The 14,339-nt window shown below is 62.0% G+C and carries 15 protein-coding genes; 9 read left to right on the top strand and 6 right to left on the bottom strand.

Annotated elements, in window-relative coordinates:
* Nucleotides 1-87: 87 nt before the first annotated feature.
* On the bottom strand, nt 88-261 hold the full coding sequence (locus NPX02_RS03575) for a hypothetical protein (RefSeq protein WP_260291849.1): 174 nt from the start codon (nt 259-261) through the stop codon (nt 88-90).
* A 230-nt stretch (nt 262-491) separates the two neighbouring features.
* On the opposite strand from NPX02_RS03575, the gene NPX02_RS03570 reads away from it, so the two are divergent.
* Complete coding sequence (locus NPX02_RS03570; RefSeq protein ID WP_260291847.1) at nt 492-1,784, top strand: citrate synthase; 1,293 nt, start codon at nt 492-494, stop codon at nt 1,782-1,784.
* Between the two features lie 149 nt (nt 1,785-1,933).
* Complete coding sequence (locus NPX02_RS03565; RefSeq protein ID WP_260291844.1) at nt 1,934-2,302, top strand: histidine triad nucleotide-binding protein; 369 nt, start codon at nt 1,934-1,936, stop codon at nt 2,300-2,302.
* 17 nt (nt 2,303-2,319) lie between these two features.
* On the opposite strand, the gene NPX02_RS03560 is transcribed toward NPX02_RS03565, so the two are convergent.
* Entirely contained in the window at nt 2,320-5,340 is a 3,021-nt protein-coding gene (locus tag NPX02_RS03560; RefSeq protein ID WP_260291841.1) for a bifunctional diguanylate cyclase/phosphodiesterase, read from the bottom strand.
* Between the two features lie 678 nt (nt 5,341-6,018).
* Between NPX02_RS03560 and NPX02_RS03555 the strand changes: the two genes are divergently transcribed.
* The 4 genes from NPX02_RS03555 (at nt 6,019) to NPX02_RS03540 (ending at nt 8,286) form a co-directional block, all read left to right on the top strand.
* A complete protein-coding gene (locus NPX02_RS03555; RefSeq protein ID WP_260292026.1) occupies nt 6,019-6,228 on the top strand; it encodes a hypothetical protein in 210 nt (69 codons plus the stop codon).
* 97 nt (nt 6,229-6,325) lie between these two features.
* Nucleotides 6,326-6,625, top strand: coding sequence for a DUF1488 family protein (locus NPX02_RS03550; protein WP_260291840.1), 300 nt, complete (start codon nt 6,326-6,328; stop codon nt 6,623-6,625).
* A gap of 339 nt (nt 6,626-6,964) precedes the next feature.
* Nucleotides 6,965-7,933: a tRNA dihydrouridine(20/20a) synthase DusA gene (gene dusA, locus NPX02_RS03545; RefSeq protein ID WP_260291839.1), complete on the top strand. Its 969-nt coding sequence runs from the start codon at nt 6,965-6,967 to the stop codon at nt 7,931-7,933.
* On the top strand, nt 7,927-8,286 hold the full coding sequence (locus tag NPX02_RS03540) for a cupin domain-containing protein (protein ID WP_260291838.1): 360 nt from the start codon (nt 7,927-7,929) through the stop codon (nt 8,284-8,286). Before dusA ends, NPX02_RS03540 begins: the two co-directional genes overlap by 7 nt.
* 556 nt (nt 8,287-8,842) lie before the next feature.
* Here the strand turns inward: NPX02_RS03540 and NPX02_RS03535 are convergent.
* Nucleotides 8,843-10,573 carry a bifunctional aminoglycoside phosphotransferase/ATP-binding protein gene (locus NPX02_RS03535; protein WP_260291837.1) on the bottom strand — a complete coding sequence of 577 codons (1,731 nt, stop codon included), beginning with the start codon at nt 10,571-10,573 and terminating at the stop codon, nt 8,843-8,845.
* Nucleotides 10,574-10,677: 104 nt separating this feature from the next.
* Between NPX02_RS03535 and NPX02_RS03530 the strand changes: the two genes are divergently transcribed.
* A complete protein-coding gene (locus tag NPX02_RS03530; RefSeq protein ID WP_260291835.1) occupies nt 10,678-10,884 on the top strand; it encodes a YgaP family membrane protein in 207 nt (68 codons plus the stop codon).
* A gap of 383 nt (nt 10,885-11,267) precedes the next feature.
* Here the strand turns inward: NPX02_RS03530 and rimO are convergent, their stop codons facing one another.
* Both rimO and NPX02_RS03520 read right to left on the bottom strand, forming a co-directional pair.
* Complete coding sequence (rimO, locus tag NPX02_RS03525; RefSeq protein ID WP_260291834.1) at nt 11,268-12,587, bottom strand: 30S ribosomal protein S12 methylthiotransferase RimO; 1,320 nt, start codon at nt 12,585-12,587, stop codon at nt 11,268-11,270.
* Nucleotides 12,588-12,592: 5 nt separating this feature from the next.
* Entirely contained in the window at nt 12,593-12,937 is a 345-nt protein-coding gene (locus NPX02_RS03520) for a transcriptional regulator (protein WP_260291833.1), read from the bottom strand.
* 301 nt (nt 12,938-13,238) lie between these two features.
* Here NPX02_RS03520 and NPX02_RS03515 point away from each other — a divergent pair, with 301 nt between their 5' ends.
* A complete protein-coding gene (locus NPX02_RS03515; protein WP_260291832.1) occupies nt 13,239-13,379 on the top strand; it encodes a hypothetical protein in 141 nt (46 codons plus the stop codon).
* A gap of 32 nt (nt 13,380-13,411) precedes the next feature.
* Here NPX02_RS03515 and NPX02_RS03510 read toward each other — a convergent pair whose 3' ends face one another.
* The gene (locus NPX02_RS03510) at nt 13,412-13,606 is read right to left on the bottom strand and encodes a hypothetical protein (protein ID WP_260291831.1); all 195 of its coding nucleotides are present in this window, start codon (nt 13,604-13,606) and stop codon (nt 13,412-13,414) included.
* Between the two features lie 178 nt (nt 13,607-13,784).
* Here NPX02_RS03510 and NPX02_RS03505 point away from each other — a divergent pair, with 178 nt between their 5' ends.
* A complete protein-coding gene (locus NPX02_RS03505; RefSeq protein WP_260291830.1) occupies nt 13,785-14,336 on the top strand; it encodes a cob(I)yrinic acid a,c-diamide adenosyltransferase in 552 nt (183 codons plus the stop codon).
* Nucleotides 14,337-14,339: the final 3 nt, after the last annotated feature.

Here is a 14,339-nt window from a genome sequence, read left to right as displayed (position 1 = left end):
CGGTCAGGGGCCGGTTTTCGGCAAAGTCCCGAGGAAACCCCGGGTGAGCAAGGTGGCCGGCAGGGGGAACCCCCTGCCGGGTAATCATCAATCGTCGTCGTGGCCGCGCCGCGCCGGTCGGGTACGGTTTCGGTTGCGGCTGCGTGGGCGCGCCTCCTCGGCCAACCGGTCACGATTCCGGCCGTCACGATTGCGCTGAAACGACCTATACCCCGGCTCATCGAACTCATCGACGAACCCACTCCGCACCCTTCTGCTCACAACGGCAATCTCCTGTCTGGTCAATGATGCCCCGCGGCATCCACGGCGCAGAGATTTAAACCAATCCCCGATGCTTGAGAAACAAAAATTTTTTGTCGAGCCGGTGAAAAAGTTTTGTTGTGAAACCCTTCCTGACAACCCGCTGTGGCCTCAACATAGGCCGATGACGACAGCGCGTTCCAGCGCTGCCGGCGCCAACCCGATTTACCCCTATTCCCCGGGAGCTACCCATGTCTGACACTGCAAAACTGATCTACAAAGGGGCGGAGTATGAGCTGCCGCTGATCTACGGTACCGAGGGCGATGACGCCATCGATATCCGCAACCTGCGCAAGGAGAGCGGCCTGATCACCTTCGATCCCGGCCTGGGGAACACCGGAAGTTGTCAGAGCGAAGTGACCTTTATCGACGGCGAAAAGGGCATTCTCCGCTATCGAGGTATCTCCCTCGACGCGCTGGAGCACCACCCCAACTTTGTCGAGGTCGCACTGATGCTGATCTTTGGCGAACTGCCCAGCAAGGCGCAATACGAACGCTTCAGCACCAGCCTCACCAACAATGCCAACCTGGATGAGGACATGAAGCACCACTTTGCCGGCTTTCCCCGCTCGGCACCCCCGATGGCCGTGCTCTCGGCCATGATCTCCACCCTCTCCTGTTTCCACCCCGAATTCCTGGAGCTGGAAGACGCCACCCAGGTGGAGCGGGTGGCCGCGCGGCTGATCAGCAAGGTGCGCACCCTGGCCGCCTACGCCTATCGGCGCTCACTCGGCCTTCCCTACAACTACCCCGACCCGTCGCTGCCCTATGTCTCCAACTTCCTGCACATGATGTTCTCCGAACCCTATCGGCAGTACAGCATCGACGACGAAGTGCTGGCGGCCCTGAACATGGTGCTGATCCTACACGCCGATCATGAACAGAACTGCAGCACCTCCACGGTGCGCATGGTCGGCTCCAGCGGCGCCAACCTGTTCGCCTCCTGTGCGGCCGGGGTCAGCGCCCTCTGGGGGCCGCTGCACGGCGGCGCCAACATGGCGGTGATCGAGATGCTGGAGGCGATCCATAAGGGCAACATGACGGCGGAGGAGTATGTGGCGCTGGCCAAGGACAAGGATAGCCCGGTACGGCTGATGGGCTTTGGCCACCGGGTCTATCGAAACTTCGACCCGCGCGCCACCATCCTGCGTGAAGTGAGCGAAAAACTGCTGGAGCGGATGGGCCGGAAGGATCCGCTGTTGAGCATCGCCCGCAAGCTGGAGGAGATCGCCCTCAAGGACAGTTATTTCATCGAGCGCAAACTCTATCCGAACGTGGATTTCTACAGCGGCATCATCCTGCGGGCCATCGGCATCCCGACCAATATGTTTACGGTGATCTTCGCCATCGGCCGACTACCCGGCTGGATCGCCCACTGGTATGAGCAGAAACGCCAGACCGACGGCAAGATCTGGCGGCCGCGCCAGGTCTATACCGGCAACAAACAGAGCGCCTATACCGTGCGCACCAAACGGGGCTGGTAGGCGGCCGGAATACTGAATGGCCAGTCGTAGGGGCAGGCCCCTGTGCCTGCCCCAAATCGCCTTCGCATCCAGGGTAGCGATGGGCTAAACTGCGCAGCAAATAGCGGAGCAGGCGCTCCGCACCACCGCATTGAACCTGGAGACCAGCCATGTCCTATGATCCCAACAATATCTTTGCCCGGATTCTGCGCGGCGAGATCCCTTGCAACAAAGTGTACGAAGACGAATACGCCCTGGCCTTCCATGACATCGCCCCCCAGGCACCGGTGCATGTGCTGGTGATCCCCAAGGGCGAGTACATCTCGTTCGACGACTTCTCGCGCGATGCAACGGCCGAGTTCATGGCCGGTTTCTACCGCGCCGCTCAACAGGTGACAGAGATCCTGGGACTGCAGGCGGGGGGCTACCGCATCCTGGCCAACACCGGCGCCGACGCCCACCAGGAGGTGGCCCATTTTCACCTGCATATCTTCGCCGGTTGCGACCTCGGCCGCATGATCAAGTCGGGACTGGTGTGAGCAGAGTCGCGCCCGGGCTAGGATGGATCATTTTCCGTCGCTGGATCGGGATCGGCCGCGCCCGACCGGGCTGAGAGAAAGGCGGCCATCGCCTCCGCCCGGATCGGTCGGCTGAACAGGTAGCCCTGACCCTCATGACAGTCATGTTGGCAGAGGAAATCGACCTGGGCATCGCTCTCCACCCCTTCGGCGATCACCGTCAGACCAAGACTGATGCCCATGGCGATCACCGCGGCGGTGATCGCCATGTCATTCGGATCATCCGGGATGTCCCGGACAAAGGAGCGGTCGATCTTCAGCTTATGGATCGGTAACTGCTTCAGGTAACTGAGTGAGGAGTAGCCGGTGCCGAAATCGTCGATCGCCAGGGTCACTCCCAGCCCGCGGAGCTCAGCCAGCTGATCGATGGCCGCCTCGGCCTGGCGCATGATGAACCCCTCGGTCACTTCCAGTTCCAGACTGGCCGCGGGCAGTCCGGTCTCCTCCAGCAGTCGCCGTACCTGTTGTGGCAATAGCCCCTGCTGGATCTGGCGACCGGAGATATTGATGGCGATGCGGCCAAACTCCACTCCCCGGTCCAGCCACGCCCGGCCCTGTCGACAGGCGGTGCGCAGTACCCACTCGCCGATCGGATGGATCAGCCCGGACTCCTCGGCCAACGCAATGAAGCGATCCGGCATCACCAGGCCCATCTCGGCGTGCTGCCAGCGGATCAGGGCCTCGACACCAACGACCCGTCCCGTGCGTAGATCCACCTGCGGCTGATACACCAGGTGCAGCTCATCGGTCTTAAGCGCCTGACGCAGGGCGTTCTCCATGCGCACCCGCTCAATCGACCTGCGCGTCAGCTCCTCGGTATAAAAGTGGTAGTTGTTGCGCCCCGCCTCCTTGGCGCGGTACATGGCGGCATCGGCATTGCGCAGCAGGGCATCGGGATCCTTGCCGTCCCCCGGATAGAGACAGATGCCGAGACTGGCGGTGACGCTGATCTCCTGTCCATCGAGCACGAAAGGCCGGTCGAACAGCGCCATCAGCTTGCGTGCCATAACGATGGCGGCCTCCGCACCGGCTATCTCCTCAAACAGAAGCACAAACTCATCGCCGCCGATACGGGCGATGGTATCCTCGGCCCGCAGGATACCCTGCAGGGCGGTGGCGACTTTTTGCAGCAACAGGTCCCCCATAGGATGCCCGAGGCTGTCATTGATATGCTTGAAATTATCCAGATCGATGAAGATCACCGCCAGGGACACATCATGGCGTTCGGCCCGGCGGATGGCATGCTCCAGGCGCTCGGTCCACAGCAGGCGGTTGGGTAGACCGGTAAGCGCATCGTGGTGCGCCAGATGGTCCAGATCGGCCTGGGACTCCTTGATCTGGCTGATATCCACGTGGATGCCCACCATCAGCAGTGGCGCGCCATCCTCCGTGCGTGAGATCAGTTTGCCGCGATCCAGCACCCAGACCCAATGCCCCGCCTGGTGGCGCATGCGCACCTCGCACTCGTAATAATCGAGCTCTCCGGAGAAGTGGCGCTGCAACAGGTCGTTGGAGCGAACGAGGTCATCGGGGTGTACATAACGCTCCCAGGTGGCAAAAGTGACCGGCGGCAAGGTCTCCAGGCGGTAGCCGATGATCTCGGCCCAGCGCTCGTTTACCGACAGCTCGCCACTGGGCACCCGCCACTCCCAGGTGGCGGCCTGGGTCCCTTCGATAATGCTCTGCAGCCGCTCCTCCGCGCGGCGCCGATCGCCGATCTCCCGATTCAGGTCCGCCAGCGACTGTTCCAGCCAATGGGTCAGGGTGCTGAACGAGCCGCTCAGGTCGTCGACCTCACGGATCCGGCTGCGTCCCACCGGTCCTGCGGGCTGCCCAATAATCAGGTCATTGGCCGCCTGACCCAGGCGCAGCAACGGCCGGCTCAGCCAGCGCGCGCCGAGGATACCGCTGGCCACGGTGAATCCCAGCAGCAGCAGGATGAGCAGCAGAGTCAGGCGGGCATTGGCATTGATCCGGGCCATGAAATCGGCCTCCGGGATCACCACCAGGATCAGCCAGTCCGGGCCGCTCCCCTCGAGCAGCGGCGTGACCTGGGCGAAGTAGTGTTCCCCGTCCAGACTGAACCGGTAGGGCCGGCCTTGATCCAGGCCAGCCAGCTCACCGAACTGGCCGGTCAACTGGTGGACGGCCTCGCGCACCAGAGGATTGGCGCTGACACTGGCGGCCAGCCGCTGTCGCGGCCGGTCCTGGGCGGCTCCCGAGAACAGCGGCTCTCCGCTGGAACTGGCCACCAGCAATCCGGAGCGCTCGATGATAAATGCCTCTCCAGTCTTACCGACCGCCAGTTCCCGCAGGAAACCGTTCAGCTGGGAGAGGAAGATGTCGCTGGAGACCACGCCCAGCAACCCGCCGTCGCCGTCGTACACCGGACGGCTGGCGGCAATCGCCAGGTCCTGTCCGGTGAACAGGATGTAGATATCGCTCCAGGCGACCTGCCCGCTGGCGGCGGCGCGCGCGAACCAGGGACGGCTACGGGCATCGAAATCCGGCACCGTGAGCAGCAGTTCGCCGCGCCGGCCCTGGCTGTCCGCGGCATATTTCCGAAACGGACCGCTGCCAAAATCATCGGTAGTAATAAGGTACAGCGCACCGTCGGCGCCCTCGCGCCCGGCATCCGCCAGCCCGCCTCGCGTATTGCCGAAGTAGATACTGGTGACGCTGTCGAATACCTGGATCTGCTTCCAGAAGTAGCGCTCCATGGCCACGGGATTATTCACGTCAAGCAGTCCCTGCTCGATTACCGAGGCGTTGATCCGATTGATCAACTCCGGGGTGGCGAGGTAGCTTTGCAGGTGGCGTTGTATCTTGCTGCTGATCTCGTTACGCAGCTGCGCCGCCACATCCTGTACGGCGAGTCGCCCGTCGCGGAACGCCAGGTATCCGGTCAGCCCGACCATGAACAGCATCAGCAGCACAAACGGAACGATCAAAATGACGCGTAACGGGACACCCTTGGATTTATAAGCGGCAAACCACATGACCTGGACCTGTAGCCTATGTCCGTCTGGATCGACGGCTCGACCAAAACATTGGTGACGAAAACTTGCCGTCTCTCGACACGGATCGCCGTCATTTCGGTTTTTTACCCACCTAATGGCGTTCCTGGTCTGGCAACCGCAGCCGCGCTGGCGTCACGCCTCCCGCTGAATCTCGTCACGGGCTCGCACCGTACCGGCCAGGCACAACCTGACCGGGAGCGGAATATCCATACCCGGAATGAGCCTAACACATTTTTTCCCTCCGGCAGCAGTTCACTGACGCTCCGTGGCCGCTGGAGATCATCTATCGGGGAGCATGCGACACGCTGTGGAAAGAGGCCCCGGGGGAGTGGCCAGATGCTCAATCCGGCGTACCGCGCACACCGACAGCCTTACCCTTTCGGCAAATAAACCCACAATCCGACGCGAATTGGACTATATTGAGCAGGTGGGCAATCCCTTTTTGTATAATGATCCGGCGGCCGGCAGGATCGGGTAAAGGATTTACTTTCTTACCTCGGCCGCTGCAGAGAAGTCTGATCGCATAAATCGCGAATCCATCCCGGTTGCCTGATCAATAAATACCGTATCGTCCATACGCCATGACCGATGCGCAGTTGCAAGGAGGTCACCGGCACACCCGCTCCACCGCCCCATGAACCCGCACTCCTGCCCTGGATGAAGGAAGCCGATAACACCTCCGGCTCACGCAGCATCATCCATCAGGCACCACAGCCACTCCACCAGGAAGATATCACCATGAGCAAGGGTCAACACAGCAACAAGGAAGCAAAGAAAAAACCGACTTTGACACTGCAAGAGAAGCGTGCCGCGAAGAAAACCAAAAAAGAGACTCAACCATTTTTGAGCCATGAGCGGGCGCGTTGATTTTACAAGCGCGGTCTTCCCGCCCCGGTATGGGCAATTTTCCGCATGCGCTGCCGGCAAGCAACGGAGCGCATGACATCAGCCATCAGGAGTCAACATGCTACTGACCCGTCATCAAACACCCGTAACAGGAGATACCGTGATCTCGTTCCCCAAGCTGGAATGCTGGAATGCACACACAAAAGTGGCGACTGTCGCCGCGGATGTAAACAAAAAACGGGTGTTGTGCCGGATTCCGCTGGATTTGTTGCGCGACCGATTCGGAGCGTCATTGGAAGAGCCCATGCGCTCCGTCACCAAACACCGACTGACCATCCAGGCGGCGGCGCGTAAGCTGATCGAAAACGAGGAATTTGAAGAAGACGGTTCGGTCTGGATCGGCGCCCAGGATATCTAGGAGTCTCCCAATCTAATACTGCCGGGGAAAGCTGTTTCAGTTTCGTAGGGTGGATAAGCCGGTAGGCGCATGCCATCCTCAGGTCCGTGAACGGTACACCCCCATACCGCTCTTCACCATTGTCGCGGTGGATGCGCTGTCGCTTATGCCATCCTCAGGTCCGTAAACGGTACATCCTTGTACCACTCCTCACCCTACAAAAGTAGTTCATCAACTTGAAGCACTCCCAGGAGCCTGTCCAGCCGATGACGGAAAAGGCAATCCGTTGCCTGACTGGATTTGGTATCGCTGTTGCAAAGGGATACAATTCAGCCATTTACGGCCCATAAACCACCGCCAATGATTGACCGCCGCCTCTGCATTGCCCCGATGCTGGACTGGACCGACCGTTACTGTCGCTACTTCCTGCGTCTGATCACCCGCCACGCCCTGCTCTATACCGAAATGGTGACCACCGTTGCCCTGCTGCACGGCAACCAGCCGCGCCATCTCGACTTCGATCCCGCCGAGCACCCGGTGGCACTGCAACTGGGCGGCAGCGATCCGAACGAGCTGGCGGCCTGTGCCCGCCTGGCCGAGCATTGGGGCTATGACGAGGTCAACCTGAACGTCGGCTGCCCCTCGGACCGGGTGCAGTCGGGCCGCTTCGGTGCCTGCCTGATGGCCACCCCCGGGGTGGTTGCCGACGGGGTTGCCGCGATGCGCGCCGCCACCTCCCTGCCGGTCACGGTCAAGCACCGCATCGGCATCGATGAGCTGGACAGCTATGAGCTGCTGGTCGACTTCGTGGCCACCGTGGCCGAAGCCGGCTGCGAGACCTTCATCATCCACGCCCGCAAGGCGTGGCTGAACGGTCTCAGCCCGAAGGAGAACCGGGAGATCCCGCCGCTGCGCTATGACGTGGTGCACCGGATCAAGCACGACTTCCCCCACCTGGAGATCATCATCAACGGCGGCATCGCCAGCCTGGATCAGGCCGCGGCGCAACTGCAACAGGTGGATGGGGTGATGATCGGACGCGAGGCCTACCAGAACCCCTGGATCCTGGCCGAGGCCGATCGCCGGCTTTACGGCGACGACCACCCGGTCCCCAGTCGCCATGAAGTCATAGAGCGGCTGATGCCGTTCGCCGAGTGGGTCCATGCCGAGGGGGCACCGGTCAACCGCATCAGTCGGCATATCCTGGGGCTGTTCCAGGGCCAGCCACGGGCTCGGGCCTGGCGTCGGCACATCAGTGAGAACGCCCACCGGGACGGCGCCACCCCCGAGGTGATACGGGAAGCGGCCAGGCGGGTACCGGGATGCTGAAATGGACCAAACGGGATAGCGAGTGCTACCAAACCAGGGACGGCTCCTGGATTCGCGAGCTGCTGCACCCGGACCATCACCCGGTGAAAAACCAGAGCCTGGCCGAGGCCAGGGTTGCGCCCGGAGTGACCACTCACCTGCACCGGCACCGGCTGGCGGAAGAGATCTACCACATCACCCGGGGCAGCGGGGTGATGCGCCTGGGCGCGGAGGAGTTCACGGTTCAGGCCGGGGACAGCATCCTGATCCCGCCTGGCATGCCGCACGCCATTTGCAATAACGGGAAAGAGGAGCTGCTGATCCTCTGCTGCTGCGCGCCGCCCTACCGGCACGAGGACACCGAACTGCTGTAGCAAGCCCGCCCTATGTGTGGCCACTCCGTTCGGGTGGAACAGGGGTCGGAGTCAAGCCGGGCGGAGCGTAGCGCATGTCCCACCACCGGCGTGTGGCTAGGACTACCCTTTACCCATAAGTGGGCCGGTCTGCATCCGGGCGTAGGATGGGTGGAGCGCCCCCATGAACCCTCCGCCGGCTCCCTCTCCGGCGCGCAACCCATCGTGCACCTGCTTCCGCATCCGAAGATGGGTTACGGCGCGCCCGACCACCGCGAACAGCCGGCAACAAGGGTGCCGCGCCTCCACCCATCCTACACGCGTGTTCATCGGTATTTGTGGGTAAAGGGCAGGGCTAGGAGCCTGTCGTGCTACCGTGGCAGGCCCATTCGTGCCAGGATCTCATCCATAGGTAAGTGGTCACTCTCCACGGCCACCTCGGATTTCCTCGTTCCCACGCTCCGCGGGGGAATGCATACCCTGCGGCAATGGTGGATGCGCCCTTCGGGCTTATCCACCCTACGCGTGTTCATCGGCATTTGTGGGTAAAAAAGGGCAGGGCTAGGAGCCTGTCGTGCTAGCGTGGCAGGCTCAGGCGTGCCAGGATCTCATCCATGGGTAAGTGGTCACTCTCCACCACCACCACGGATTTCAGCTCATCCGCTGTCAGGGGTTCCGCCGTGGCAAGTTGCCGTTCCAGTACGGCGAGGGTCGCCTCCGACGGATCGTCCCCCTGCTTGCGGCGTAGCTCGATGCGCTGGCGCAGCGTCGCCTCCGGCAGCCGGAAATCGAGTATCACAAAGGGCACGCCCAGATCCCCGGCCTGCCGGCGGAAACGCTGCCGGTCGGCCCGATGCAGGAAAGTGGCGTCCACTATCGCCACCAGCCCTGCTTCCATGATTTTTCCAGCCAGCGCCCCCAGACGTTCATAGGTACGGGCCGAGAGATTCGCCGTGTAGATCCCGCCGCCCGGCGACGAGCCGCTCGAGCCGACGGCCGCGATCCCCGCCAGCCGGCGGCGTTCCAGGTCCGAGCGCACCCGCACCGCCGGGAACCGTTCGATGCAGGCCAGGGTCCGGGTGCTCTTGCCGGAGCCGGAGTGTCCGTGGGTAATGACCAGGCCCGGTTGCGCGGGCTCGGTGTAGCGCAGGGCCAGTTGCAGGTAGTTGTTGAACTCGGCCGCCAGCCGCCTCTGTTCATCGCTGGTGATGTCTGCCTGGGCCAGACGGATCGCCGTCACCTTGGCCCGCACCATGGCCCGGTAGACCTGGTAGAAGCGCAGCAGCGGCAGCGCCGCGTAGTCCCCGCTTAGCTCGAGGTAGCGGTTGAGCAGCTGTCGGGCGTACCCGTCCAACCCCTTTTCATCCAGATCCATCAGCAGGAAGGCCAGCTCGCTGATCACGTCGATCCAGCGCAGCGCCGGATTGAACTCGATGCCGTCGAAGATCAGCAGTCTAGGACTCGCGCAAGAATAAGTTCCGGTATTCGGTCGCCCCTGGACCCCGCCGCCGGCGTTACGCTTTTTGGCAAGGGAACCGCCATTGCCCGCAAAGCGTGCCTTGCCGGAGTGGCCCAGTGACGCCCTCGGTACTGCGGAATTATTCTTACGCGAGCCCTTAGCCCCATCCAGGGCAATGTTGCCCAGGTGCAGATCCCCGTGACACTCGCGGATAAAACCGCCGGCCTTGCGCTCGCACATCAGCGGCCCCAGCTGTCGTGCCCGCGTCTCGGTCCAGTGCTCGAGACGTGCCAGCAGATCCCGGACCGCCGGCTCATGGTTCAAGCCGCGGATCTGGCTGAAATTTTCCCGCATGGGGAGAAGCACCGCCTCGGGCTCGCCATATTCAGCCGCCTTGTCCACCACAGCGATCCCGGCATGGAAGTCCGCCAGGCGCTCGGCCAGATCATTCACCCGCGCTCGCGAGATCAGTTCCAGGTGTTCGGACAGCAGGCCCTCCGGATCGAAGCGGCGCATACGCACGGCATACTCGATGGCCGGGCCCTTACCGAAGGGTTCGGGGGCGTCCGGCGAGCCGCCGATCGGGATCACGTCGAGGTAGATATCGGGCGCCAGGCGGCCGTTGAGGCGGATCTCCTCCTCACAGAAATGGCGACGCCGCGCCAGGGTGGAGAAATCGAGAAAACCGAGATCCAGCGGCTTCTTGATCTTGTAGGCGTGTTCGCCCACCAGCAGCACGCTGGAGATGTGGGTCTCGATCACCCGGTCCGGCCCGATGCCGTCGGGCCAGCACCCCGGCTGTCGGAGTCGCTCGATCAGCCGTGCATGACGCTCTCCGGATGGGCTCAAGCGCCTCGTCTCCATTCTTGAATTGACATAATATTAGTATATGCTAATGTACCGCGATCTTCAGGGTAATGATCGCCCTTCGACCGAACAGTATGAGGTATAGCATGACCATCGACCGAATGATTCTCGCCTTCGCCGGCTTTTTCATCCTGCTCAGCCTGGCACTCGGCTGGGAGCGGAGCCCGATCTTCCACAACACCCACTGGCACTGGTTTACCGCCTTTGTCGGGTTGAACCTGTTTCAGTCGGCCTTCACCGGGTTCTGCCCGCTGGCCAGTATCCTCAAGGCGGTGGGCGTGAAACCCGCCTGATCGGCCATCAGGTAGCCAGCTGAAGTTATAGCTGTAGGATGGGTGGAGCGCCCCCTCCCATACGGCATCTTCCGGCACTTCCCCGGCGCGTAACCCATCGCTCCCGTAGCCGAAGATGGGTTACGTCGTACCTCCTCCACCCATCCGTCTACTCGCTCCTACAATCAAACCCCGGTTTGGTAGGATGCGGTGAGTAACACGAACCGCATCAGGCCGTTCCGCAAGGAGTGGTGCAGGAGGAGTGGTACAGGGATGTACCGTTTACGGAGCCGAGGATGCCAAGCACCGTTTACGGACCCGAGGAGGGAATGATGCGGTTCGCAAGCTCACCGGCATCCTACCCCAACAGCTTTGATGGCTATTCAGGATAGGCTCAATTCCGACTACAACACCGGCTCGGCGTACAGATCGTGGGCGTCCGAACCGGTGATTTTCACCTCGACGAAATCCCCCGGCTCCAGATCCCAGCCCCCGCCGATCAGCACATTGCCGTCGATCTCCGGGGCATCCGCCGAACTGCGGGAGATCACCGCCTCCTCGGTCACGCCGTCCACCAGCACGATCATCTGTCTGCCCACCTTTTCCGCCAGGCGTTCGCGGCTGATCTGCTCCTGTACCGCCATGAACCGCTCCAGGCGCTCCTGCTTCAGCGACTCCGGGACCGGGTCCGGCAGGGCGTTGGCCGTGGCCCCCTCCACCGGGGAGTAGGTAAAGCAACCGACCCGGTCCAGCCGCGCCTCCTGCAGAAACCCCAGCAGTTCATCGAATGATGCCTCGGTCTCGCCCGGGAACCCGACGATAAAGGTGCTGCGCAGGGTCAGATCGGGACATATCTGGCGCCAGCGGCGGATCCGCTCCAGCACCTTTTCGCTGGCCGCCGGACGCTGCATGGCCTTGAGGATAGCGCGGTCGGCGTGCTGCAGCGGCATATCCAGGTAGGGCAGGATGAGCCCCTCCGCCATCAGCGGGATCAGGTCGTCCACGCTCGGATAAGGGTAGACATAATGCAACCGCGTCCAGGCCGGCAGATCCCCCAGGGCCGTCGCCATCTCCTTCAGCCGTGTCTTCAGCACCTTGCCGCCGACCAGATCGCTACGGTATTTGAGATCCACCCCGTAGGCGCTGGTATCCTGCGACACCACCAGCAGTTCGCGCACCCCGGCGGTGACCAGATTCTCCGCCTCGCGCATCACCTCGCCCAGCGGCCGACTCACCAGGTCCCCGCGCAGTTGCGGGATGATGCAGAAGGTGCAGCGGTGATTGCACCCCTCGGAGATCTTCAGGTAGGCATAGTGACGCGGTGTCAGCTTGACCCCCTGGGGCGGAACCAGACTGACGTAGGGATCATGGGGCGCCGGCAGGTGGGCATGCACCGCCGCCATCACCGCCTCGTAGGCGTGCGGACCGGTCACCGCCAGCACACCCGGGTGTACCGCGCGCACCGCGTCCTCCTTGACCCCGAGACAGCCGGTGACGATCACCCGGCCATTCTCGCTCAGCGCCTCGCCGATGGTCTCCAACGATTCCTCCACCGCCGCGTCGATAAAGCCGCAGGTGTTGACCACCACCAGATCGGCCCCCTCGTAGCTGTAGGCGATGGCATAGCCCTCGGCCCGAAGCTGGGTCAGGATACGCTCGGAGTCGACCAGATTCTTGGGGCAGCCGAGGCTGACAAAACCGATTTGGGGTGACGGGCTATTCATGACAATCAGTTGAGTTTCGGGGCCAGCAGGTCGGTCAGGGCGACCGCCTGGGACTCCTGGCGGATCTGCAGCACGATGCGCTCCTCCAGGGCCAGATCACCACTGACGATATGGGGCAGCAGCTGGTCGGCAAACTGATAGATGATCGCCATGCCGGCCCGGTTCCGCTCATCGAGGGCATCCTTCGACTCGATATGCCGGAACAGCAGCTGCATATAGTCCCGAAACTGTCGCCCCTGTTCCTCCAGGGCCAGCGCCTGGAATTCCGGGGTAAACAGGATCACCAGCACCTTGCCTTGACCGTCCGCCGGATCGGAAATGGTGATATTCATTGGCCCTTCGATCAGCATCGTCTGCTCCTCACTGCAATTCGGTTCTACTCCGCCCGGCTGTTCAGCGGCGGTTGGCAGTCAATTCTACCCCATCGGGACGCCGATAATAGCCTCCCGGGGAGTAAGGGCTTGCAGTGGGGTGGGGCGAGGCAATATCAGCGATGAGATGTGCCGCAGCCTAATAAGTATGACTTATCGGCAAATAAAATATTATGCGGGAAATCCTGATCAGGATGTATGAGAGGATATTTCGCCACGGCGGGCCGGATGCCGCCACAAAACGGTGCCCGGCACCTGGGCAGTTGACGAGGTATACCGATTGAAAAATTGCAAGTTGTGTGGTTTCAGTAAAGCGTGTAACAGCCTTCCCGGCATCTGTATCATCCTTCAATACGCCAGTATCGCGGTCCTGCTCGGCGTTCTCGGCTATCTCTTCATCACCCAGGAACTGCTCACCTGAGCATGCCCGGCAGAGCTTCCCGCGGCTGTGCGTCAGACAACAACCGGCACAGGCCTGGAAGCGCTGAACAACAGGGGGCGGCGAGACTGGGCGAGGCCGGTCTCATGCACCCGCTGCAGCAGAGTCTCCTTTTCCGCCGCCAGTACCAGGAGCGCCTCTTCCACGCTTAACTCTTTGACTTCATAGAGAGGAAGACGGTTGATACTGCTGTTTTCTTTTAAAAACATGGCATTATCACATTATTATGAGTTATTGGATGAACAATAGTATAAACCATATTCAGCCTGTGGCAATAGCTTAGTTTCCGCACGCCGCGAACACAACCGATTTAACGCATCCGCGACACAAAGACGCCCTGCCACTCTCTTGCTATAATCTGGCCTTTTCCCACGGCAGACTCGCGTTATGGGCTACAGACTCTCCAAGATATACACCCGCACCGGCGACAAGGGCACTACCGGCCTGGGCGACGGCCGCCGGGTGGAGAAGGACAGCGCCCGCATCGAGGCGATCGGCACCGTCGACGAGCTGAACTGCCTGATCGGCGTCCTGATCACCCAAAACCCGCCAGAGGAGATCGCCCGGCTGCTGACCGGAATCCAGCATCGCCTGTTCGACCTGGGCGGCGAACTGGCCATACCCGGTCACAGCGTGCTGAACGAGCAGTCGGTCACCGACCTCGAACAGCCGCTGGATCAGCTCAACACGGAACTCCCGCCATTGAAGGAGTTCATCCTCCCCGCCGGCAACCCGTTGGCGGCCAGTTGCCACCACGCCCGGGCGGTCTGCCGGCGTGCCGAACGGCGCCTGACCCAGCTCGCCCGGGACGAGAATGAACAGGTCAACCGCACCGGCCTCAAGTACCTCAACCGGCTATCGGACCTGCTGTTCGTCATTGCCCGCGTCCTGGCAAGGCAGAATGGCGGGGAAGAGGTATATTGGCGCAAGGGGGTCTGACCG

Origin of the sequence: Sedimenticola hydrogenitrophicus, from assembly GCF_025175675.1 — a bacterium.
GTDB lineage: Bacteria > Pseudomonadota > Gammaproteobacteria > Chromatiales > Chromatiaceae > Sedimenticola > Sedimenticola hydrogenitrophicus.
The sequence above is the reverse complement of the archived record's forward strand: the minus strand, read 5'-3'. Positions and strand labels throughout refer to the sequence as shown.

Coding starts and splice junctions, on each gene's coding strand:
- NPX02_RS03570 (WP_260291847.1), top strand. CDS start 492: ATGTCTGACACTGCAAAACTGATCTACAAAGGGGCGGAGTATGAGCTG.
- NPX02_RS03565 (WP_260291844.1), top strand. CDS start 1,934: ATGTCCTATGATCCCAACAATATCTTTGCCCGGATTCTGCGCGGCGAG.
- NPX02_RS03560 (WP_260291841.1), bottom strand. CDS start 5,340: ATGTGGTTTGCCGCTTATAAATCCAAGGGTGTCCCGTTACGCGTCATT.
- NPX02_RS03555 (WP_260292026.1), top strand. CDS start 6,019: ATGAAGGAAGCCGATAACACCTCCGGCTCACGCAGCATCATCCATCAG.
- NPX02_RS03550 (WP_260291840.1), top strand. CDS start 6,326: ATGCTACTGACCCGTCATCAAACACCCGTAACAGGAGATACCGTGATC.
- dusA (WP_260291839.1), top strand. CDS start 6,965: ATGATTGACCGCCGCCTCTGCATTGCCCCGATGCTGGACTGGACCGAC.
- NPX02_RS03540 (WP_260291838.1), top strand. CDS start 7,927: ATGCTGAAATGGACCAAACGGGATAGCGAGTGCTACCAAACCAGGGAC.
- NPX02_RS03530 (WP_260291835.1), top strand. CDS start 10,678: ATGACCATCGACCGAATGATTCTCGCCTTCGCCGGCTTTTTCATCCTG.
- rimO (WP_260291834.1), bottom strand. CDS start 12,587: ATGAATAGCCCGTCACCCCAAATCGGTTTTGTCAGCCTCGGCTGCCCC.
- NPX02_RS03520 (WP_260291833.1), bottom strand. CDS start 12,937: ATGCTGATCGAAGGGCCAATGAATATCACCATTTCCGATCCGGCGGAC.
- NPX02_RS03510 (WP_260291831.1), bottom strand. CDS start 13,606: ATGTTTTTAAAAGAAAACAGCAGTATCAACCGTCTTCCTCTCTATGAA.
- NPX02_RS03505 (WP_260291830.1), top strand. CDS start 13,785: ATGGGCTACAGACTCTCCAAGATATACACCCGCACCGGCGACAAGGGC.